This window comes from Ruegeria atlantica, from assembly GCF_013032455.1.
Lineage (GTDB): Bacteria > Pseudomonadota > Alphaproteobacteria > Rhodobacterales > Rhodobacteraceae > Ruegeria > Ruegeria atlantica_B.
In genome coordinates this window covers 365,549-386,890 of the sequence record NZ_WQCF01000003.1, presented here as the reverse complement: position 1 = coordinate 386,890, position 21,342 = coordinate 365,549, and the positions used below count along the sequence as shown (strand labels likewise).

Annotated in this window: 19 protein-coding genes; 10 read left to right on the top strand and 9 right to left on the bottom strand. The window is 55.5% G+C overall.

Annotated features, from left to right (window positions below; translation table 11 throughout):
• Nucleotides 1-260: 260 nt before the first annotated feature.
• The 8 genes from GOW93_RS08755 to GOW93_RS08725 all read left to right on the top strand — a co-directional run bounded on the left by GOW93_RS08755 (nucleotide 261) and on the right by GOW93_RS08725 (nucleotide 6,224).
• Nucleotides 261-821, top strand: coding sequence for a hypothetical protein (locus GOW93_RS08755; RefSeq protein WP_170383183.1), 561 nt, complete (start codon nucleotides 261-263; stop codon nucleotides 819-821).
• 479 nt (nucleotides 822-1,300) lie between these two features.
• Nucleotides 1,301-1,447, top strand: coding sequence for a hypothetical protein (locus GOW93_RS08750; protein ID WP_170383182.1), 147 nt, complete (start codon nucleotides 1,301-1,303; stop codon nucleotides 1,445-1,447).
• Nucleotides 1,448-1,671: 224 nt separating this feature from the next.
• A complete protein-coding gene (locus GOW93_RS21005) occupies nucleotides 1,672-1,848 on the top strand; it encodes an ArsR/SmtB family transcription factor (protein WP_438826189.1) in 177 nt (58 codons plus the stop codon).
• Between the two features lie 360 nt (nucleotides 1,849-2,208).
• Nucleotides 2,209-2,568 carry an alpha/beta fold hydrolase gene (locus GOW93_RS20695; protein ID WP_217354785.1) on the top strand — a complete coding sequence of 120 codons (360 nt, stop codon included), beginning with the start codon at nucleotides 2,209-2,211 and terminating at the stop codon, nucleotides 2,566-2,568.
• A 35-nt stretch (nucleotides 2,569-2,603) separates the two neighbouring features.
• Nucleotides 2,604-3,086 carry a hypothetical protein gene (locus GOW93_RS20690; protein ID WP_217354784.1) on the top strand — a complete coding sequence of 161 codons (483 nt, stop codon included), beginning with the start codon at nucleotides 2,604-2,606 and terminating at the stop codon, nucleotides 3,084-3,086.
• Between the two features lie 113 nt (nucleotides 3,087-3,199).
• Nucleotides 3,200-4,159: an HlyD family secretion protein gene (locus tag GOW93_RS08735; protein WP_254443495.1), complete on the top strand. Its 960-nt coding sequence runs from the start codon at nucleotides 3,200-3,202 to the stop codon at nucleotides 4,157-4,159.
• Nucleotides 4,156-5,082 (top strand): ABC transporter ATP-binding protein, encoded by a 927-nt coding sequence (locus tag GOW93_RS08730; protein ID WP_170383181.1) that lies wholly within the window; start codon nucleotides 4,156-4,158, stop codon nucleotides 5,080-5,082. Before GOW93_RS08735 ends, GOW93_RS08730 begins: the two co-directional genes overlap by 4 nt.
• Nucleotides 5,079-6,224, top strand: a complete 1,146-nt coding sequence (locus GOW93_RS08725; RefSeq protein WP_170383180.1) for an ABC transporter permease — start codon at nucleotides 5,079-5,081, stop codon at nucleotides 6,222-6,224. The genes GOW93_RS08730 and GOW93_RS08725 overlap by 4 nt, the downstream gene beginning before the upstream one ends.
• Nucleotides 6,225-6,607: 383 nt before the next feature.
• Here GOW93_RS08725 and GOW93_RS08720 read toward each other — a convergent pair whose 3' ends face one another.
• The 4 genes from GOW93_RS08720 to GOW93_RS08705 form a co-directional block, all read right to left on the bottom strand.
• Nucleotides 6,608-8,125, bottom strand: a complete 1,518-nt coding sequence (locus tag GOW93_RS08720) for an ABC transporter permease (RefSeq protein ID WP_170383179.1) — start codon at nucleotides 8,123-8,125, stop codon at nucleotides 6,608-6,610.
• Nucleotides 8,126-8,135: 10 nt separating this feature from the next.
• Nucleotides 8,136-9,185, bottom strand: a complete 1,050-nt coding sequence (locus tag GOW93_RS08715) for a quaternary amine ABC transporter ATP-binding protein (protein ID WP_170383178.1) — start codon at nucleotides 9,183-9,185, stop codon at nucleotides 8,136-8,138.
• A 62-nt stretch (nucleotides 9,186-9,247) separates the two neighbouring features.
• Nucleotides 9,248-10,216, bottom strand: a complete 969-nt coding sequence (locus tag GOW93_RS08710) for an ABC transporter substrate-binding protein (RefSeq protein ID WP_170383177.1) — start codon at nucleotides 10,214-10,216, stop codon at nucleotides 9,248-9,250.
• Between the two features lie 35 nt (nucleotides 10,217-10,251).
• Nucleotides 10,252-12,450: a DUF1989 domain-containing protein gene (locus tag GOW93_RS08705; RefSeq protein WP_254443494.1), complete on the bottom strand. Its 2,199-nt coding sequence runs from the start codon at nucleotides 12,448-12,450 to the stop codon at nucleotides 10,252-10,254.
• Nucleotides 12,451-12,680: 230 nt separating this feature from the next.
• Here GOW93_RS08705 and GOW93_RS08700 point away from each other — a divergent pair, with 230 nt between their 5' ends.
• Nucleotides 12,681-13,691: a LacI family DNA-binding transcriptional regulator gene (locus GOW93_RS08700; RefSeq protein ID WP_170383174.1), complete on the top strand. Its 1,011-nt coding sequence runs from the start codon at nucleotides 12,681-12,683 to the stop codon at nucleotides 13,689-13,691.
• Between the two features lie 136 nt (nucleotides 13,692-13,827).
• Here the strand turns inward: GOW93_RS08700 and GOW93_RS08695 are convergent, their stop codons facing one another.
• The 4 genes from GOW93_RS08695 to GOW93_RS08680 all read right to left on the bottom strand — a co-directional run bounded on the left by GOW93_RS08695 (nucleotide 13,828) and on the right by GOW93_RS08680 (nucleotide 18,313).
• Nucleotides 13,828-14,844, bottom strand: coding sequence for a GlxA family transcriptional regulator (locus GOW93_RS08695; protein ID WP_170383173.1), 1,017 nt, complete (start codon nucleotides 14,842-14,844; stop codon nucleotides 13,828-13,830).
• Nucleotides 14,845-14,916: 72 nt separating this feature from the next.
• Nucleotides 14,917-16,389, bottom strand: a complete 1,473-nt coding sequence (gene nhaC / locus GOW93_RS08690) for a Na+/H+ antiporter NhaC (protein WP_170383171.1) — start codon at nucleotides 16,387-16,389, stop codon at nucleotides 14,917-14,919.
• A gap of 548 nt (nucleotides 16,390-16,937) precedes the next feature.
• Nucleotides 16,938-17,222 carry a DUF1127 domain-containing protein gene (locus GOW93_RS08685; RefSeq protein ID WP_170383169.1) on the bottom strand — a complete coding sequence of 95 codons (285 nt, stop codon included), beginning with the start codon at nucleotides 17,220-17,222 and terminating at the stop codon, nucleotides 16,938-16,940.
• A 134-nt stretch (nucleotides 17,223-17,356) separates the two neighbouring features.
• Nucleotides 17,357-18,313 (bottom strand): homocysteine S-methyltransferase family protein, encoded by a 957-nt coding sequence (locus tag GOW93_RS08680; protein ID WP_170383167.1) that lies wholly within the window; start codon nucleotides 18,311-18,313, stop codon nucleotides 17,357-17,359.
• A 166-nt stretch (nucleotides 18,314-18,479) separates the two neighbouring features.
• Here GOW93_RS08680 and GOW93_RS08675 point away from each other — a divergent pair, with 166 nt between their 5' ends.
• Nucleotides 18,480-20,033 carry a winged helix-turn-helix domain-containing tetratricopeptide repeat protein gene (locus tag GOW93_RS08675; RefSeq protein ID WP_170383166.1) on the top strand — a complete coding sequence of 518 codons (1,554 nt, stop codon included), beginning with the start codon at nucleotides 18,480-18,482 and terminating at the stop codon, nucleotides 20,031-20,033.
• On the opposite strand, the gene GOW93_RS08670 is transcribed toward GOW93_RS08675, so the two are convergent.
• Nucleotides 20,008-21,039 (bottom strand): hypothetical protein, encoded by a 1,032-nt coding sequence (locus GOW93_RS08670; RefSeq protein ID WP_170383164.1) that lies wholly within the window; start codon nucleotides 21,037-21,039, stop codon nucleotides 20,008-20,010. The two genes, GOW93_RS08675 and GOW93_RS08670, sit on opposite strands and share 26 nt — an antisense overlap.
• Nucleotides 21,040-21,342: the final 303 nt, after the last annotated feature.

Genomic DNA, 21,342 nt, shown 5'->3' with positions numbered 1-21,342 from the left:
CGCAGGATCCAATCAACAGACTTTTTCAACAATATCAGGACGAACCAGACATCGAGTACTTTGCGCTCAAACAGGTGAGAAGCGGGACACCCAAGCAAACGAGATGAACGGTTGTGACTGATTGGAAAGTTGCTATTCGCAGCCAAACCTTCGTATGTTGTGACAAAGATCGAAGGCATATCCGCTTTCGAAGCCGAATATTATCGGCACCAAGCGTCAACTCTACGCCATTGAGGTTTCGTAAAAAAGAGGTTGGACCGATGACCGAGCGGATAACGCTCAAGACGTTCTTACTCTCGCTATCAATCGGAGTAACCGGTCCCGCCATCGCCGAGGCGCCAGATGCTAGGGCCGCTGTCTCGTCAGGATCAGTTGATATAGTCGCAGTCTTCAATGCGACCTGTGCGTCTGGAAGGACGACTGCTGCGAGCTTACGGGAAAGCTTTGAATCTCAAGGCTTCACCATTGATTGGCAAAATGACGCATACGGTTACTTTACCCGCGTCGGCTTTATGGCGAACTATCACATCTATCCAGGCAGCTGGAATTGCATCGTGTCCGCACAGGGCACTGTGGCCCCCGATCTGTGCGAGATATTATCATCAGACGGTATTGAAGCGATTGCACGGCTGCCCGATGGAACCTGTGTTGCCAATATACCGGAGCATGGGCTGACCGTGTTGGTTCGAAATATCTGCCCAGATTCGTCGCACGGAGCTTGCACTTGGGTGCAAGCCACACTGACTTCGGATCGGGAATGCCGCGCCAATGAGATTGTTGATTTGGCCTCTTTAACCCCAGGTTTACTGAACGCGCATTAGTTGGCATTGACCGATCTTCAGGTCGATGGAAAAAAATCCCAAGAGACTTTTGTCTAAGTTTATGCACTGCGGCACACAGAGATTCGTTGGCTTCGTTGCCTTGGGGACGAATGTAGATTGGTGGACATAAGCGCGTTTCTGAATATGTGTGTAACCAACCTTTGGTGTCTTTGCAGCATCGGCTGGAATGGGCTCACAGCGGACAATCAAAAGTCAATAAAAGGGAGCCTGTGTGCTGGTGTGACAAACAATAAGGGCGACCACTTTTGCAATCTATGGATGAAATTTCATAGACACAAACACCATTGTATAGATAAGTTTACGTAGGTGATAAGATTGTTTTGGTGTTTTTTATGCATAATTTTCGTCAGTTGCGGCCCACGCGACCGCAGCAAGAAACGGCTTTGAGATGCCCATGCTGCGGAGCTGTACCGACAGGTACGGGAGGCAGTTCTTTAAAGGTTTCTTTGAAGCTGGCCATGCTTGCATTCAATGTTCCTATGGCCATATTGGCAGCCGCCAGTTCTGAGAAATTGACCGCCTTGGATGGTACTGGATTGGCTATTATTTTTTGGGTAATCGGTGACGTCGCTTTGGCTTTTGCGATGCTTTTGGCTAGAAATTGATCCCGGCTCTAAAAGGAAAAACTGAGCCGAAAGGTGTACGCAAACAGGACAGATGCGCATTGCCTCGTATGCCCGAGATTGAGAGGAAACGAGAAGTCGTCGGCGAGACGGTTTGAGGCCTAGGCTTCAATTTTCACCTCGGCGGCGGCAATCAAAAAAGGACTGGTGGCTTGCAGTCAGAGATGGAAGATAGCGCGTTGGAAGCTGCAAACTTTTAAAAAGCTATTTCTCATGAGGGGCGGCTGCTAACTCTCTGTTACCTTCTGAGCGGAGAAAATTCTGTCACTGAAATTCTAGAAAAATTGTCCATTCGGCAGGCAGAAGCGTCGCAGCATTTGATGAGGCTTCGACTGGAAGGAATGGTTGCGACGAGGCTGAGCGCGAAGGTACTAGGCTGCTGAACCACCGTGTCCGCGATGGGAGCTTTGAGCTCATGAGTCACGTGATCCGCAAAGACAGCAATCAGGACGGTTGGAAGCTTCAGCCGATTTCACATTAAGGAGGCGACATCCGCTATGCGGACATGCTGACTTCCTTCGATGTGCCAAATACCCAGATCCGCCAAGTGTTTTGCCGCACCTGCGGACGAACCTGCCCCTTGAGACGCAAAACAGCAAGTTTCTGGTCGTTCCCGCCGGTAGCCTGTCCCACCCTCCATCCGGCCCTGTTACCGCGATTGTCGGATGGGCGTCCCAACCTGCGCGCTATGATTCGGAGCTGGGTTTGTTCGAAGAGACCCGTACTGCAGAAAGGGATGCTCAATGAATACCGATCAGGGGATTTCACCCGACTTCCCGTTTGACTCGAAAAATGTCGAGGTTAACGGGCAGCGCATCCACTATGTCCACGAAGGCGAAGGCGCGCCGGTGCTGTTTCTGCGCGGCAATCCGACTTCGTCCTACCTGTGGCGCAACATCATTCCCTATGCCGCCCGGCAGGGCCGCGCCATCGCGATGGATCTGATCGGTATGGGCAAATCGGATAAGCCGGATATTCCCTACCGCTTTGTCGACCACGGTCCCTTCGTTGACGGATTCATCAAAGTGCTGGGGCTGAAGGACGTGACGCTCGTCATTCGTAATTGGGGTTCCACTATGCACACCGGCATCCCGAGAACATAAGCGGCATCGTCTTTATGGAAGGCGTCGTCCATCCGATGACCTGGGACGGATTCCCGCTCGACTTTCGCGCGGGGTTTCGCATGATGCGGACACCCGGTCTAGGGTGGGTTATGATCTCGGGCTTGAACATGTTTGTCGAGAAAATCCTGCCAAGTGCCATTGTGCGGGACCTGCCCCCTGGAGAGATGGACCACTACCGCGTGCCCTACCCCACCGCGCGCAGCCGAAAACCGGATCGCGTCTGGCCCCGCGAGCTTCCAATCGACGGCTCACCCGCAGATGTGCATGAGATCGTCAATGGCTATAGCCATTGGCTGGGGAAAACCCAAACCCCGATGCTGATGTTCCACGCCACGCCCGGAGGCACCATGGGCCCAAAAGAGGTCGCCTCGTGCCGTCAGACCATCCAGTATCTCGAAGTGGTAGATATCGGAAAAGGCATTCATTTCCTAAAGGAAGATAACCCTCATCTGATCGGAGAAAAGCTAGCGGAGTGGTCGGCGCGGCTTCCCGCATGACCCCGCCCTGCCATGTGTAGCGGCTGAACCGTATACATAAATCGGATTTCCTGATTTTATGCTTTGACTATTGCCCAACGCGTTCAAAGGCCAATCACCGGAGGGAAGCCCTGTTGAATCTAACGATCCCCATACCTTTGATACTAGCGGCGGCACTGCCCGCCTTTTTGGACCGGTGCTCTGGGTCCGATACTAGCGTCGCCTTGGGCGTATTGGCGCGCGATCGGGTGGCTTTGACGGCGACAGCCAGCGAAATCGTCGTCGATTTGCCGATTGCAGAAGGTGCCGTGGTCAAGGCAGGCGACACGCTGGTTCAGCTTGATCCCACATTGCAAAGCGCAAAGCTGGCACTGGCGCAGGCTGAACTGGAAAAGGCGCAGGCCACACTTCTGAAACTGCAAGTGGGGCCGCGAGAGGAGGAGATTGCGATAGCCGAAGCCAAGGTTGCGGGCGCTGTTGCGCGCCTTGCCGATGCCGAGGCGACCTATGACCGAAACGCCAGACTGGTCGAGAACTCGGTTGTGACTGAAGCGCAAGTGGCAAACGATCTGGCCCTGCGCGATTCCGCACGGGCTGAACTGGCCAGCGCTCAGGAATCTCTGAAGGAGTTGCAGAACGGCACCAGACCCGAAGACCTGGCGGTTGCCGAAGCCAATGTGCGGGCTGCCGAGGCGTTGGTTGCCGCCGAGCAAACCGTTCTGGACAACTTGACGGTTGCGGCCACCCGAGACGGCGTGCTGGATTCCTTGCCGTGGAATTTGGGCGAACGAGTAACATCCGGCAGCCCGGTGGCCGTTATGGTCACGGGCCAAACCCCCTATGCGCGCGTCTACGTTCCCGAGCCGCATCGCGTCAACCTGAAGCCCGGCGATCGGCTGGAAGTGCGCGTTGACGGGCTTACCGAGCCGCTGGACGGCGTAATCCGCTGGATCAGCGACGAAGCGTCGTTCACACCTTACTACGGGTTGAACAAGGACGACCGCACGCGGCTTGTCTATCTGGCCGAAATTGATCTGCCCACTGCATCGCCAGACCTACCCGCCGGTGTGCCCGTGCAGGTCCCCATGCCATGAGCGGTGTGGTCGTCTCGACGAAAGGCTTGACCCGCCGGTTCGGAGAAAACATCGCTGTCAATAATCTGGACCTAGAGATCCAGACGGGCCAGATATACGGGTTTCTCGGGCCCAATGGTTGCGGTAAGACCACGACCATGCGCATGCTGACTGGCTTGCTGACCCCTAGCAGTGGGGCCATTTCGGTTTTGGGTCGGTCGATGCCCGAGGCGGCAGAGCCGCTGAAGAATGAAATCGGGTATATGACCCAGATATTTTCGTATTACCGCGACCTGACAGTGCTGGAAAACCTCAGGTTCGCGGCTGAAATCTATGGCATTCCGTCGAAATCTGCTGGGAACCGGATTGACGAATTGCTGCACACGTACGATCTGACGACGAATATACATCAGCTCAGCGGCAGTATGAGCGGCGGACAACGACAGAAACTGGCCCTTGCAGCGACCGTGATGCACCGGCCGAAGCTATTATTTCTGGATGAACCGACATCGGCCGTCGATCCCGAAACCCGTCGCACGTTTTGGGAGCAATTGTTTGATCTGGTAGATCAGGGCGCAACCATGATCGTTTCGACTCATTTCATGGACGAGGCAGAGCGCTGTCACAGGTTGGCCATCCTGCAGCACGGGGTGAAAAAGGCGGACGGGTCTCCTCGGCAGTTGATGGACGATTTGCAGGCCGACGTTGTCGAAGTCGAAGGGCCAGACCTGCGAAAGGTCAAACATGAGTTGGACAGCAAGCCCAAGATACTGTCGACCGCACAGGTCGGCTCGCGACTGCGCGTGCTTGTCGACAAATCTGAACCTCAGCCTGTGGATATGCTGCGGACACAACTGGGCGAGTTCCCGGGCCTGTCCCTGACATCACAACGGCCAAATCTGGAAGATGTATTTGTCAGCGCAACACGAGGGCCTGGACAGTGATCTCGCCACGCCGCATCGCCGCAGTGTTGAAGAAAGAGCTGCTGCAACTGCGGCGGGACAGGATGACTTTCGCGATGGTCATCATGATCCCGTTGATCCAGCTGCTGCTGTTTGGCTACGCGATCAACACTAACCTGCGACACGTGCCTGTCGCGCTGGTAGATCAGTCCCGAACCGAGCTGTCGCGCACATTGGCGCAGATCGTTCAGGCCACGCAGGTTGTTACCATCACCGAAGAACTGACCACCCCGCCAGAAGCCGAACGCGCGATCACCGAATCCCGCGTGCGTGCCGCGCTGATCATCCCACAGGACGTCAGCCAACGCCTTGCCCGCAGCCCGTCCGTAGGGCTGGGTCTGCCCAACGCAACGGACCAGACCAGCAGCCGGCCTGTTGCCCATTGGATCGTCGATGGTTCAGACACGATGGTTGCAAGTGCGATCAAGTCGCTTCGCACCATGCCCCTGACCGAGCTGTTGAAATTGTCGCCAAATCGGCAGGTGCCCACATTCGAGGTGACACTCTATTTCAACCCTGAACAAAGATCTGCGGTCAATATCGTCCCAGGTCTGGTGGGCGTCATCCTCACGATGACGATGATCCTGTTCACCTCAGCCGCCATCGTCCGCGAACGCGAGCGGGGCAATATGGAGATGCTGATCAACACTCCGATCAAGTCAATCGAGCTGATGGTCGGCAAGATCATCCCCTACATCTTTCTGGGCCTGATCCAGGTCGCAATAATCCTTGGCCTGGGGCACGTGCTGTTCGATGTCCCGATCAATGGCGGGCTGGGTGTTTTGCTGGTCGTAACGCTGTTGTTCATCATTGCTAGCCTGTCACTTGGGCTGGTGATCTCAACACTCGCCCAGAACCAGCTTCAGTCGATGCAGATGACTATTTTTGTCCTGCTACCATCGATCCTGATGTCCGGCTTCATGTTCCCCTTCGACGGTATGCCTAAACCGGTCCAGTTGATTGCCCAAATTCTACCTGCGACGCACTTTATGGACATGATCCGCGGTGTGGTTCTGCGAGATGCCTCGCTCTACGAGTTGCGCTGGGGGATTCTCTGGATGATCGGATTTGCAGCATTCGGATTGTTGGCGGCCACTCTGAGGTTCAAGAAACGGTTGGGTTGAAGACGGCCTATTCCTGCCCTTGGTCGCTCTATGGCATTTCTGCGGTTGCCCCGAATTGCTGCCGTTCGCTGCAAGGGCGAAATCATGACAATTGAGAATGAACAAACCGGTCAATTCTAAATAGAGACAGGGAAACTACTTTCTGAGAGTCCTGCTAAGATTGATAGCTGCATCGATAAGATTGAGTTACCACTGAGCGAGATGCTTACCCTATTCGCATCAACAACCCAATATGGCGATCCGAACGCCCCCGCGATTGTGATCGGCTAAAAGGCCAGCAATCTGATCACCGCTGGTACGTAGTCTGTGACGTAAGCTCAACGTGGCAATCGAGGTCGTGCGCTCAGTTGAAAGCTGCGCACACGACTCCTGACCATAGCTCGTCATTTCTTCCCGGCCACGATCCTATCCAGGATGAGCGCGCAGAAAAGGATCGCAAGACCGGCCAGAATGCCCTGCCCCGCCGCCGCGTATTGCAGTGCCTCCAGCACGTCCTCGCCCAGCCCCTTGGCCCCGATTAGCGAAGCAACAACAACCATGGCCAGCGACATCAGGATGGTTTGATTCACACCTGCCATGATGGTCTTGTGCGCTAGCGGCAGGTCAACCCTCCAGAGTAGGTAGCGAGGGGTCGCGCCGAATGCCAAGGCGGCCTCGCGCACGGTTTCGGGCACCTGTTGTAGGCCCAGCACGGTGAACCGGATTACCGGAGGGCTGCCGAAGATCATGGTCGCGACCACTCCCGCCGGTTTTCCCGATCCGATGAAAGCAACCACCGGGATCAGGTAGACGAAGGACGGCATAGACTGCATGAAATCCAGTATGGGCCGCACGATGGCAAAGGCGCGCGGGCGGCGGGCGCAATATATGCCCAGAGGAATGCCTAGGGTGATCGAGATCAGCGCCGCCGCTCCCAGCAGCGCAATCGTGGTCATCGCCTTTTCCCAGAAATCCAGCAGGCCCAGATAGGCCAGCGCCGCGCCGGTGAAGATGGCCACGCGGGGGCCAGCTGACAGGTAAGCCAGCATGATGATCACCAGTGCAACCACCGGCCAAGGTGTGTCGACCAACACAACCTCGATCCAGTCTAGCAGCGTGCGCATCCCATAGGTCAGCCCGTCGAAAAAGCCGCGACCGGCGGTTTTGGTCCATTCGAACACCGCTTGCACCCCGTCGCCCACGTTTAGGCGCCAATCCCGGTTGGTCGGAAAGGTCTTGAGAACGGCCACTGCATCTGGCTGAGCGAATTTGATCATCGACAGCACGACGACCACGCCGGCCAGCGCTGTCGCGACAACTAGCCGAGTGGCCGACCAACCATGCGCCACACTGGGGTCCGAGCGCCAGCGCGCAAACTGACCCTCAAGCGTCCAGTTGGCCAGCGAGGCGGCCAGAAACTTGACCGCCAGCAACAGGACGATCCCAACCGCCAAATAAGCGAGGCCCGTAGAATCTGCGCTGCGCGCAGCTTCTTGCGCGCTGACCAGAGCACCCTCCAATGATTCCGATGCACGTTTCAAGGACTCCAGCGTGGTAGCCCCGGATTGCTCGGCCGCTTCGATCTGCTGGCGACGAAGCTCAAGTGTCTGTTCGATCTGCGCGGCACGTTCGCGGAACTCACGCCCCAAATCTCCAAACAACCCCAGCCCGATCTGGATATAGGCCAGCGTTTCCAGCACCAAGAACCCCAGAAACCACGACCACAATCCGCGCGCGCCAAACCAGATCGGGCCCAGGATTGCCGCTGCTTTGTTCAACGTGAACCGATAACCAGGCGCCTGCATCATGTAGGCAAAGGTCTTTTGGTAGTACGCTTGCCCCTGTCCGACGAAATCTCCGATCAAACCATTTAGCCGGTCAGCGGTTTCTGGTTGGATCTGTTGAACATCAACATGTTTCATAGCGGCCCTCTTATGCTTGGCTGTCCTGAATCGCACGGATCAGGCCCGCACGGTTGATCACGCCCACTGTGTTGCCGTCCTGCGTCACTGCGACCACCCCATGCCCATCGACGCAGAGCGTCATCAAATCCGATAGGTCCATCTCCGGGTGAGCTTCCTTTGCATCATCCGGCACCTCGCCATGATGGGCTTCGAATTCGTCCACAGGTTTCATGACCGAATGGGCGAAAATCATGTTGAGCTTGGAAATGCCGGCCACGAAGTCTGCAACATAATCATCGGCGGGGTTCAGGATGATCTCTTCTGGTGTCCCGATCTGCACGATACGGCCATCTTTCATGATTGCGATACGATGACCGATACGGATCGCCTCATCCAAATCATGAGTGATGAACATCGTGGTCTTGTTGAGCTTGTGGCTCAGTTCCATGAACTGATCTTGCAATTGTTTGCGGATCAGCGGGTCGAGGGCCGAAAACGGCTCGTCCATCAACAGTATTTCCGGGTCGGCTGCAATGGCGCGGGCCAGACCGACGCGCTGTTGCATCCCGCCCGACAACTCATGGGCGTATTTGTCTTCCCAGCCGTTCAGTTCGACCAGTTCCAGCACCCGGTCGGCCTCTTCCCAGCGGCGAGCCTTGCCGGTGCCGCGGATTTCGAGCGGCATCGCCACGTTGTCGCGCACAGTGCGGTGGGGCATCAGGCCGAAATTTTGGAAAACCATCGCAACACGCCGGTTGCGCAGATCGCGCAGACCTTCGTCATTCAGACCCATCACGTCGTCGCCATCCAGATAGATATGGCCATCCGTCGGTTCCAACAGTCGGTTCACATGACGCACGAGGGTCGATTTACCCGAGCCCGACAGGCCCATGACACAGAATAGTTCTCCGCGCTCAATCTCAAAACTGGCGTCGGCCACACCGACCACACAGTTGAAACGATCCAGCACTTCGGCCTTGCTCAGTCCCTCGCTGTGAATGGCTTGCAAAGCCTCTTGCGACCGCGCGCCGAATACTTTCCACACGCCCTTTGCGTCGATTGCGATATCCGCTGTCATACTGGACCCACCGCTGTTGATTGTCTTGAGTGGCGCCCCCAAACTCCGGGGGCGCGATGGCGTTAGTTGGTTGCCAAACCAAGCCAGCCGTCGACGGTGTCGCCATTGGCCGCGATCCATTCAGCCACGACTTCGTCGGTGTCGCGCCCTTGGACAACGACTTCATAGGTCAGCCCGCTCAGTTCATTTGCATCCATGTCGATATTGGCCAGGAAGGAGGCTGCTGCCGGGTTGCGTTGTTCCAGCGACTTCGAATGGGCCACGGTCACGGTCTTGACCGGCTCACCGGTGCTAACATGGGACTTGTTGTACCAATCGGCATCCTGATCCGGCTGCACCATTTTGTAAGTGGCCGCGTCGTGCTCTGGCTCTTCCAGAATGGTCACGTCATAGAGCGCATGCACGTAGTGCGGCGCATAACAGTAGAAAGCTGCGCCTTTCTGCTGATCGATCTGATCTTTCAACCGCGAATAGAACACGGTTTCATCCTCGGTCGTCGGCGTCAGGAAAGTTTCGATCCCATAATCCCGTACCCGCACCTTGAAGGTGTTCGTCGAAGCCCAGCCCGAGGCTCCAACCCAAACCTCACCCAAGCCGTCACCGTCCGAGTCGAACAGCTCCTGCGCCATCGGTGTCGCCAGATCATAGATCGAACGAATGTTGTGATCCTCGACCATGTAGTTCGGAACGCAAATCCCGGCGCGGCCTTCATAGCTGCCCGAGGACAGCGCCACAGTGCCTTTCTGATCAACGTATTCGTCCGTGAAGGACGACTGGTTTGGCAGCCAGACATCCGGGTGCACGTCAATATCTCCGCGCCCGCCGTCCATCGAGGCAAAAATCACAGCGTTGGCACCGGGGGCATAGCCGACCTCGCCACCCAGACGGGTTTCGATGACCTGACCGATCACCCGGCTCATGATCTTGGCTCCGGGCCAGCTGGGTTCACCTACCATCACCTTTTCCTGCGCCATCGCTGTTGTCGCGCCAAGGGACAGAGCCAGAGTTGCGGTTACAGTGAGTTTTTTCATGTTCAATCTCCCGTTGAGTTGAGTTTCCTACGCCGTCAGGCGCGCGCCCGCTTTCGTTGCGGATCTATGAATGGAATGTCCGAGACGGTCGCCCGCAGGCGCTTCATCCGCCCGTCAAGCTGACCGATCTCCAGTTGGGTGCCGTTATCCGCGTGTTCGACGGACAACCGTGCCATGGCGATCGCATGCTCCAGCATCGGTGAGCGCGTGGCCGAGGTGACCACACCCACCTGCCGCTCACCTGCATAGACTGGGGCCCCGTGGGCGGGCACGTCGTCACATCCGATCAGCAGCCCTTTGAGCACACGGCGCGGCTCACGCGCGTTGCGGTCCAGTGCCGCTTTGCCGGTGAACTCGGACTTGGTCAGATCGACAGCAAAGCCCAACCCAGCCTCAAAAGCATCTATGCCCGGCGCGAATTCGGCATTAGCGGCAGCCAGACCCGCCTCAATCCGGATGATGTCAAGCGCGGCCGAGCCCATGGGGGTGATCCCGAACTCCTCACCAGCAGTCATGATTGCATCCCAGATCGCAACCGCATCGGATTTGGAGCAGAAAACCTCATACCCCAATTCCCCGGTATAGCCCGAACGCGACAGCATGAACGGCGCGCCTTCGCGATCATTCAGCCGTGCGATAGTGACGCCGAACCATTTCAGATGGTCCAGACCGGGCACATGTGGTTGCGTAAAGGCGATTTTGCGCAACAAGTCCCGAGACTCAGGGCCCTGAATCGCGAGGTTCGGCATCGCGCCTCGCAGCGCATGGACCCGCACTTGCAATCCGCGTGCTTGCGCCAGCTCCTGCAATACGCGCCCGCTTTCTTCTGACCCGCAACACCACCGGAAAATCTCGGGCGCTAGGCGGAACAAGGTGCCATCATCGATGACCGAGCCGCTCTCGTCACACATCAACGTGTACGACCCGCGCCAGACCGGCAACTTCGCCACGTTGCGTGTGGTTGCCAGTTGCATCAAAGCCTCGGCATCCGGGCCGACAATGTCGAATTTGCGCAGACCGCTCATGTCTTGCACTGTCACCGCCTGACGACAGGCCCAATATTCGCCCAACGTTCCATGTGCGGGATAGCTGACCGGCGTCCACAGATCACGTGCCGGAGCAAAATTCTGCGTCAGCGGGGCAAGACGGTCGTGAAAGGCAGATTCCTGACTGATCGACATGGGGGCGTCTTCCTTTTCGCGATAGGCAACCGCACGACGGATCGGCGTTTCCGGGCGGTAAATACGCACGTGCACATCTGTAGGGTTCCAGCCATTGATCGGGTCAATGTCGTCTGGGCAGGCGGTCGAGACACAGACCAGATCTTCCAATGCGCGCATAGCGATGTAGTCGCCGGGTCGGGAATAAGACTCCTCAGTCAGTATGTGATGCGTCGCTGGATCGATCCACGTGTTCCAGAAGAAATTGATTGCAGGCCAAGCCCCCCGGCGCTCCACACCATAAGGGGCTAGTGCGTTCGACATATTGTCCGAGCAATTCAGATGGCCGGGAAAGCCCCGGTCCTCATAGCCACGAGCGGTGCAGGCCAGACCGAACGTGTCGTGACGGCCACACGTGTCCTGTAACACGTTCAACAGCGGACGCATCTCGCGGTCAAAGAACTTGTCTAACAAGCCAGGTCCGGGATAGGCCCGGCGCACCATCGAGCGGGTGGCGGTCGAATCGATCATCCATTCTTCGCCACGATCCAACCCATCCGCCCGCATGGCCATGAAGTCGGAACACTGCTGGCCCTCAACATCAATGATCTGAACAAATTCTCCGGCCTTCAGTTCGTACGCCAGCGCGCTGCCGCGCGGCACGGTGAATTCATCCCGCGTGTCACCCAGCAAGGGCGGCAGCTGCGGCCCTTGCGTGGCCGCTGATTTGTGCAGGACCGTGACGCATCCCGCCCCGCTACCCTCGATCAGCCCTGCAATCGGGGTGGCGCGAACCAACCAGACGGTCAGCGCCCGGTCCGGGCGGAGAATCAGGGCCTCGGACACCTGCTCCAACCTGTGGCAGGGAATTCGTCGATCTCCGCCCTGCGCCGTAACCCAACCCGAGAAGCGCGCGCTGTCAAAACCGTCCCATTCGATCAGCCCAGTTGCCGTCAACCCCAGGGCCGCTAGAGCTGGTTTCCCAACCTTGGCAAACGCCACCACATCTAGCGGCTGCGCCGGGCCAACCCCATCTATTGAAAGTAAATCTCCGGGCTTCAGGGTCAGTTGCATGGATTCGCGTGGGGCCAGGATATGTGTGCTGGTGTCAGAGGCCTTCGGAAAGCCCGGAAACCGGCGGCCAGGGCCGTCAAACCCTGTATTCGTAAACGTATGTAAGACAGATGACCCCTGCATGGCAGCGTCGGATTCCCATAATGTAACTAGTTACAGAGGTTGATGAAACTAGTTACATATGTCAACACTTTCCTTAGAAACCCGTCAGACGGACTTTGAAACCTACGATGCAAAAAGCCCCAGAGCCTAAAAAACGTGCAAATCTCAGGGATGTGGCAAAGGCGGCAAATGTGTCCGTTGCCACGGTCTCTCGGGTCCTAAACGATCCTACAGTGGTGAAGAAAGACACGCTGGAGAAAGTTCAAGCCGCCATAACCGAACTGAAGTTCGTCCCTAGCGCCGCAGCCCGCGCGATCAATTCGGGCCGCACCAAGTTTGTCGGGGCTTTGGTCCCTACTCTGGACAATGCGATCTTTGCCCGCTTTTTGGCCGCGCTAGAACGCAAGCTGTCAGAACATCAATTGTCGCTGATCGTAGCCACCACCGACTCAAGCCCGGACATAGAAGCCGAGAAAGCCAAAAGCCTGGTGGATATCGGAGCTGAGGGCCTGATCGTTACCGGGGCCACGCACAGCCCCGCCTTTCACGATCTGATCGAGCGTACAATGCTACCAACGCTCATCACGTCTTTCTTTGACCCTGAAAACCCACTGCCGACCATCGGATATGACAACGCGGCCGCCGCACAGCTTGCCTTGCAACACCTTGCCGACCTCGGCCATCGGAACATAGCGGTCGTGCATGGCCCTGTTCATGACAATGACCGCACGCGTGCGCGTCTTGCCGGCCTCAAAGCCCTTCCAATCGCTGGAGAGCTTACGACCTTCGAGACCCAGATCAGTCATCAGGGCGGTGCGGACGTAGCAAAACAGCTTGGCAAGCTGGACACAAAGCCGGACGCAGTTCTGTGCCTGTCCGACGTTGTTGCACTGGGAGTCTTGTTGGGCCTACAGGCCCAGAAGATTGCCGTCCCGGACCAGATTTCCATGGTGGGCGTTGATGATCTTCCAACCTCGGCTGTGTCGGTTCCGCCCCTTACAAGCGTACATTTGCCCGTTTCTCAAATGGGGGAACGCGCTGCAGACGCGCTGGCGCATTGGATCACGACCCAACAGGCCCCCAAACCTGAAAGACTCGACGCACGGCTCGTCATTAGGAGCTCCACAAAACGAGGTTGAAGCACACGGCCCTTTGCGGACATTTGCCATACTGCAAGTGCCGCATCGCGGCGTTGTAAAAACGAACCTTGGTTGGTTGCAGAGAAAGTACTGGAATACGTTCAGATGTCTCAAATCATGACTGTTCAGACGCAAATTATTCCCGTCTTTCAGACCACCCCCTTCTAAATGAAGTTGGCGCTTCGCCATAGCGCTTCTTGAAGCGTACCGTAAGTTGAGTAGCGCTACTAAAACCGGTGGCTGCCGCGATTTCCGCAACCGTCATCTCTGTTTCGCTGAGCAATGCGTAAGCCCTCGAAACGCGCAGTTCGATATAAAACTGTACAGGCGAAGTTTCGACATACTTTTGGAAAAGACGCTCCAACTGACGACGAGATATCTGCACGGCTTCTGCTATTTCAGAGATATCTAACGGTTCTTCCAAGTTTTCTTGCATGATCTGCATCGCATTGATCAGGTACTGGTTACGACTACCCAACGCCACCGAAAAGGCTGATTTCTGAAGCGTTTTACTATTGTTGGACCGAAAATGGATGCACATGTCCGAAACGATGACCGCTAGGTCATTTCCGAAATCGGTTTCGATCATGTCCAACATCATGTCGGTCGCGGCATGTCCGCCGCCACATGTCATAAGCTCATTGTCGATCTCATACAGGTTTGACGATGGCTCCAAATCATCAAAATGTTCGACGAAAGCAGGGTGGTTTTCCCAATGCAATGTGAACCTTTTTCCTGACAGAGCTCCAGCCTTAGCAAGGGCGAAAGCTCCTGTACAAATACCACCCAGATTACAACCAAAGGTTTTTTGGCGGCTGATCCACGACAGGACTTTAGGATTCGTGCTTTCTGCCGGTTCAATACCTGAGCAAACAAACAGCCGCGAGGATCGCGGTAAGTTGTGCAACGCAAAATCCGGCGTAATCTCAATCCCATTCGAACAAGAAACCGGGTTTCCATCTTCGGTGATCAAAAACCACTTATACAGTTCTTTGTTTGTAACCTGATTAGCGACCCTCAGAGGTTCCACTGCAGCGCTAAAGGCCAACATGGTCAGCTTAGGCAGTAGCAGGAAATAGATCTCCTTGGCCGTTCCATCATAGTCAATGCGAAAGCTGGCCGCGCCCTTTGGGACAAAGTTTCTCGGGTTCATTTTCTCTCCTCCCAGTGTCGACCACGGCGGATGAAACACACCAACACCCGACTTGGTATTGGTGTGGAACAGTCAAGCGCTCAACTGCGCGACGGGCTCACTGCTGTCCTCCCAAGAGCGGATTTCGTCCTCACTCGCTTTGGGCGAGAACAGCCCTGTCATTGCGTAAATGATACCGATGACAGGTGACAACCAGCAAGCAAACGCGAGCGGAATATACAGCAGGTTTTCAAAGTTGCCGTCTGCGATACCCAAGCCAAGCGCCGTGATGACAAACGCACCACCCGCATTCCACGGGATTAGAGGGGACACCAGTGTTCCGCCTTCCTCGACCGCCCGGGACAGATTCAGTGGGGAATAGCCCATTGCGCGATAGACAGGTGCATACATCCGTCCTGGCAGTGCAATTGACAGATAGGGGTCACCTGCAACTGTGTTGGTCGCGACAGAGGTCAGGATGGCCGAGGTTTGAATGCCGGCAAACGTTTTCACCTTCGAGATGACAACTTTTATGATCGCCTGAAGGCAACCTACGCGTTCAAGCGCTCCGCCAAACCCCAAAGCCAGAAGCACCAGTGAAATCGTCCACATCATCGACTGAATACCTCCGCGGTTCAGCAGAGGATCGATTTCTGGAACCCCAGTATCGATCGAGTACCCGCTATTGGCGAAGGTGAACGTTTCATGCAGACCAGCTCCTTGACAGAAGATAGCCATGATGCCGCCCACAACGGCGCCTGCAAACAGTGACGGGATCGGAGGTTGTTTCATGACCGCCAGCACGATGACCAGAACGGCCGGAAACAGCATGATCGGCGAGATCCAGAAAGCGTCATCCAGCGCGGTGGTGATCGCATGAATACGATCAAACGAAACCTGCGACGTGTCGATCAGAGTGAAGCCGACGACAAAGTAGATCACGAGTGCAATAAGCATCGAAGGAACAGTGGTTGGAAGCATATTCCGAATGTGATCGAACAGATTGGTTCCTGTCACGGCTGGTGCCAAGTTCGTCGTGTCCGATAGAGGTGAGATCTTGTCTCCAAAGAATGCTCCAGAGACGACCGCCCCCGCTGTCCAATACATTGGAATACCGAATCCGGCACCGATTCCCATCAGCGCCAAACCGACAGTGCCTGTCGTTCCCCACGAAGTGCCCAAGGAAACGGAGACAATGGAGCAAAGGACCATTCCAGCAGCGAGGAAAAGCTCAGGCGACAAAATATTGAGACCATAATAGATCAGCGTTGGCACAGTTCCGCTTGCGATCCACACGCCGATGATCATTCCCACTGTGATCAGAATCGAAACGGAAGGCAGTGAGATATTGATAACGTGGAATACGCCCTCTTCGATGCTGGGCCATTTGTGACCCAGCATGAGGCCAACGATGCCAGTGATTGCGATCCCGAATGCCAGCGGAATATGCGGAGTAAAGTCACCGTAATAGAATAGTTGCAACCCAAGCATACACAGGGTCAGCACTATTGGCACGAGCGCCAGCACCAAGCCGGGCTGCCGTATGTTGTCTTCATTCCCAGACATATGGGTCTCCTCCTTCAGATTGGTCCAGAGCCTTAATGATCTGCGGAAGAAACCAAGTTTGGCGGTGTGAGACTGTCGGTCAGAGCGTACATCTTGTTAGAATTTGCGACATTGGAGCGTCGGATTTCGGCGTCTTCAAATGAATTGAGGACCGACCAATGCGATCACGCAAAAAAATTTCCAACGTTTTGGCGATCTCACCTCCTTTAGTGGAGCACCTCAGCAATTTTGATCGAATTTGAGTGGTTCTGTCAGTTACGGCCCAGAGCCGACCTTGGCACCCAGGTCTGGATGCTGCGGTCGCTATCCGCATTGCTGACATTCGCGACACCTGCTCGATCACGGTATAGGTGGGCGTTCAGGCAGCGGACTAAGCTATCGATAGGCTCTACCGTATTGCCAACAATTTGGTCACAGTAAGTAATACGAGCGAGCATCGGAGTTCTCTAGCCATGGTACTTGAATGTTGGTGTGCTCAGAATTTTTTAAGCACACCTTGACGCTATGGGGTAAGCATTCCCTATAAGACTCGTTCAAATCCTTTAAGGTCAAAAACTCCAACTTGTATCACGTCCATAACGCAAATCCTTGTGGTAGAGTTCCGGGTTCAGGCCAATGTCTTTCAGCATTCGTTTATCAAGCTGAGACACATGCCGGAGATCCCGCCTAAAGCGATATTCACGAATAACGGCGCTACGCAATTGCGAAAACAGCGTGGCGGAAACCCCAGTAAATGAGACGCCACTCTTTCCCCTTTTATTTGGCGCCTTGGCGCCAACCGATTGGAACACCACGCTGGGCGGGACAGAAAAAGAACTACGTTCGGTTGTCATTTTTACCTCCTATGTTCGGCGTGATCGCCCCGAAGATTCCCGAACCGCAGAGCCGCCAAGCTTTGCGGTAACTTCGACCTATTGCGATGACAGTCTGCTTTTCGCGGTCCGGGATTATGTGACTAATTCGTCGGTCAGACGGTTACGGTGGTCGGTTGTCGGGTTGCCATGCAAACATGCTCGACATGGCGATGATCGGTGCCGCAGCACCCACCGATGACGGTCAGATTGGGCAGAATTTTTGCAAGCTCCTGATGAAGCTCACCGAATTCCTGCGGGTTCCCGTCATCCAACTCTTCAGCTTCGTCCAACTCGGCATGGGACAGGCGTGACGCATTGGCCCGCACTCCCATGATCCGCTTCGTCCAATCGCCGCCCTGCTCAAGGACAGAACTGAAATGATCGGGATGCGCGCAGTTGATCATGAAGTATGCCGCTGCACCTTTTGTGGTGGCGTCGACCTGCTCTATGGCAGAACGCAAATCCTGACCCGATGGCAACCGGCCGTCGGTCTCGACGGTGAACGAAATCACCACCGGAATATCAGCGGCCTGTGCAGCGCGCACGATGCCGATCGCTTCTTCGACATAGGTCATGGTGATGGCCGAAACCATGTCTGCACCCATATCGGCGAACCAGCCCACCTGTGTCTGGTGATAGGTTTCGGCTTCGGTCGCGCTCATGATTTCTGTCGGGGCATAACCGTCGCTGTGCGGCCCGATTACTCCGTTGATCACAAAGGGTGACTCTGGGGTTTCGTGCTCGTCCCGCATCTTGACCAGCGTTGCGATAACTTCGCGATGAACCTCTTTGAGTTCCTCACGGTCAACTCCGAGTTCAGCCGCCCAACGGGGGCTTGCACGCCAAGTCGGAGTGTCCATTATGAACCCACGGCGATGGTTTACAGCCAGCCGGGCGAACCCGCGCATGTATCTGTCTATGGCGTCGATACCCTCCTGGCTTTCCAACGCTTTAAATGCTGCAAACAGAGGCAGGTCGATCCCGTCGTGAAAGACCAAGGTAGTTTCAAGGCCGCCATCAGCCACCATCTGGGTGCCGTTCAACTGCGGTAACGCATTGCGATATTTCATTGCTATTCTCCTGTTTCCAGGCCCCAAAGCGGACCGTTAAGGATGAAATGGGAATAGCGGCGGCACGAATTCGAACCTCGAGCCGCATCTGAGCTTTTCCTGAGAAAGTATGAGGGCTAGGCTTGTTTCAAACGAGAATTGTTTCAACCATGATCGGTTCCGGGCCATGAAATATGCGTTCAATGACTGTACGATTGATACCGATCTCTTTCAGATATCGCGTGGCGAGGCGTGTAACAGTCTCACCCCGCAGACCCTGCAAATTCTGGAATACCTCATTTCCAACCGGGACCGGGTGGTTCTGAAAGATGAGCTGGTCGAACAGGTCTGGCAAGGCCGGTTCATCACTGACGCCACTTTGTCGACCGCGATGAAAGAAGCTCGCCAAGCGGTTGGCGACACAGGCCGGGACCAGCACACAATCAAGACGATACATGGCACAGGGTTTCGCTTTGTCGCTGATATCGACATGCCCGTAACCAAGGCTCAAAACACCTCGACACCCGACGGTATTGTGCTTGCGGTACTTCCGTTCAAAAGTCTCAGTTCAAACTCCGACGATGGATTTCTGGCCGAAGGTTTGACCGAAGATACGATTACCAATCTGTCCCGGTTTCGCGAACTTACCCTGCTCTCACATCGCACAACCGTACAGTTGGCAACTGACAAGGCTTCAAACTCGGAAATGTCAGACCGATATGCGGTCACTCATGTCGTCGAGGGCAGCGTTCGAAGGTCCCAAAACCAATTGCGGGTGACCGTGCAAGCAACCGAGGCCAGCAACGGAACGTTGGTTGCGACCGAGCAATTCGATCGTGGCAGCGGACCAGAAGAACTGTTTGATATTCAGGAAGACATTGCCGCCCTCATTGCCGGTCGCCTTGGTAGTCGCCACGGCCTTGTGGCAAAAAACATCGCTCGGTCCCTGCCCGACGGACGCACCCAGTCCTGGGACACTTATTTCCTCGTTGCGCAGTTTTATGAGTACTACCGATCCTACGATCATTCCATACATGCGGAAATTCGGGACAGGTTAAAAGACGCGCTCAAAACTGACTCTCAATCTTCGGATGGGTGGGCGGCCTACGCCATGTTGCTGCTGGAAGAGTACCGCTATCACGTCAACCAGCGCCCCGATATCGACGCCTTGGCGCTCTCGGCAGAAGCTGCGCGCAAGGCCGTGAAATGCGACGGCCTGAATGCCTTCGCGCAAATGACACTGGCGCTGACCATCTTCTATCAGATGGATATTGCGGGGTTTAGGGTCGCCGCCGAGCGTGCGCTAGAGTTGAATTCCGGCCATTGCGATGTTCTGGCCGAGATTGGGTCCTGCCATCTGTTTCTGGGAGAATATGATCGAGCAGTCGAATTGTTGGATCGGGCAATGGACCTGAGCCCAGTCCACCCCGGATGGTATCACTACGCGCGATGCTGGCTATACGCATCGCAGGGTTTCACCGAGGCCGCTCTGGTGGAGATTGAGAAGTTTCCTATGCCTGAGTTCTTCTGGTACCAGGCACATCTTGCCTGGCTCCACGGCGAATTGGGCAATACCGAAAAAGCCCGCGCGGCGGCTGCGATCATGCGCGAGATGTTTCCGATCTTCGAGGACGTCGTCTATGAAGAACTCGCGATGACCGGTATCACTCCGGAGCGCGGTGAAATGGCTATCCAAGGATGGCGCAAGGCGGGGCTCAATATTCCGGAATATCCGTCTTAGGCCGCAGACGCGTCATAGCAGGTACAGCAATTAAGCCCGAGAGGACGACAGCGGCGGCCAATGCCGTGTAACCTCCCACAGCAATCGCAAGGCTCCCGATCACGCCACCTAATGCAAAACAAAGAAGGTAGCGTGCCATGCCTGCCGCTGGAGTATCAGTCCGATCCAGATAGAGCGGGAAGAACAGAAAAAGTCCGAAAGCATTTAGCAGGATAGTCATGCCAACCAAAAACTCGGTTTTAGACAAATAGGTGAGCCCGCCAGCAAATGCCGCGAGCAGCAGGCCTAATACCTTGGCGCGCAGGCCCAATCGCTTGGGCACAATACCAGCAAGGTAGGACCCCAAGCCGGACAGCAACAAGCTGCCGGCCAACCAAGCGCTGAGACTGCCAAGATCTTGCTCTGCCGAAAATACTTCGAGAAAGGCCCAATATGCACCCATACAGATAAAAAAGGGCAGCAAGCTAATGTCCCGCTTCCAGCTGAAATGCCCTCTATTGCGATAGTTTTGCGCAGGCATTTTCCGAAACAACAGGATTACCTGTATCGCCGAAAGAAGGGCCAAAAATGTCAGTAGTGGCCACTCGGCTACGTGAATTACAACCAACAGAATGAACGAAGCGGCACACCCGATCGCCATTCCGTTGCCAATAGTTTGCAGAACCTTTGCCTCTGTGAAACTGCGCGACAGGGGCAAAGCCAAAACAACGCCAAACGCCAAACCAACACCGCCTGCCCCGACAAACAAAACCGCAGTTGAAATACCCTGTACCGTCGCAGCACCGGCAATGCCGCTGAACGCAACGATCCCGGCTCCACGCAGTAAAGCCTTATTTCGCGTGTCCGCCCCAATCGCACATCCGACCGCGGAGCACAGCAAGACGACGCTTGCCAACAGGCCAACCGCCACGTCGGAAATCCCGCTTTTTTCGGCCAGTTCAGCCAGCCAAATTGGCATCGTATTTAGAACGGTAACGGCCAAGGCAATTATGAATAAACGTGTCAATCAACCACCCCCGCCAAGTCAGATTTCGTTCTTTTTTCTATGTTTGCCCACCCTAAACATTTGGTCAATGTTACCGAAAATAGGCTATTGCGCTCGCTTGAGGACTTTAAGAGCTTTCAGCGAAATTTCTCCAAACAAACCTTGGTATCTAGGGGCCAGACAGTCAGACAATCCTCAGGTTCAAAGGTACAACTTGAGTCATACAGATTACAGCCTGCTCGCCTTCGTTGACGGATCTCAAATACTGTTCAATCTCGTGTTTGATCTGCGTGCTATAGGGATCGAATTTGAGTGTTTCCATAA

Bases quoted from the DNA above. Each gene is read 5' to 3' on its own strand.
- GOW93_RS08755 (WP_170383183.1), top strand. From the start codon at position 261: ATGACCGAGCGGATAACGCTCAAGACGTTCTTACTCTCGCTATCAATC.
- GOW93_RS08750 (WP_170383182.1), top strand. From the start codon at position 1,301: ATGCTTGCATTCAATGTTCCTATGGCCATATTGGCAGCCGCCAGTTCT.
- GOW93_RS20695 (WP_217354785.1), top strand. From the start codon at position 2,209: ATGAATACCGATCAGGGGATTTCACCCGACTTCCCGTTTGACTCGAAA.
- GOW93_RS20690 (WP_217354784.1), top strand. From the start codon at position 2,604: ATGACCTGGGACGGATTCCCGCTCGACTTTCGCGCGGGGTTTCGCATG.
- GOW93_RS08730 (WP_170383181.1), top strand. From the start codon at position 4,156: ATGAGCGGTGTGGTCGTCTCGACGAAAGGCTTGACCCGCCGGTTCGGA.
- GOW93_RS08720 (WP_170383179.1), bottom strand. From the start codon at position 8,125: ATGAAACATGTTGATGTTCAACAGATCCAACCAGAAACCGCTGACCGG.
- GOW93_RS08715 (WP_170383178.1), bottom strand. From the start codon at position 9,185: ATGACAGCGGATATCGCAATCGACGCAAAGGGCGTGTGGAAAGTATTC.
- GOW93_RS08710 (WP_170383177.1), bottom strand. From the start codon at position 10,216: ATGAAAAAACTCACTGTAACCGCAACTCTGGCTCTGTCCCTTGGCGCG.
- GOW93_RS08705 (WP_254443494.1), bottom strand. From the start codon at position 12,450: ATGCAACTGACCCTGAAGCCCGGAGATTTACTTTCAATAGATGGGGTT.
- GOW93_RS08700 (WP_170383174.1), top strand. From the start codon at position 12,681: ATGCAAAAAGCCCCAGAGCCTAAAAAACGTGCAAATCTCAGGGATGTG.
- GOW93_RS08695 (WP_170383173.1), bottom strand. From the start codon at position 14,844: ATGAACCCGAGAAACTTTGTCCCAAAGGGCGCGGCCAGCTTTCGCATT.
- nhaC (WP_170383171.1), bottom strand. From the start codon at position 16,389: ATGTCTGGGAATGAAGACAACATACGGCAGCCCGGCTTGGTGCTGGCG.
- GOW93_RS08685 (WP_170383169.1), bottom strand. From the start codon at position 17,222: ATGACAACCGAACGTAGTTCTTTTTCTGTCCCGCCCAGCGTGGTGTTC.
- GOW93_RS08680 (WP_170383167.1), bottom strand. From the start codon at position 18,313: ATGAAATATCGCAATGCGTTACCGCAGTTGAACGGCACCCAGATGGTG.
- GOW93_RS08675 (WP_170383166.1), top strand. From the start codon at position 18,480: ATGAAATATGCGTTCAATGACTGTACGATTGATACCGATCTCTTTCAG.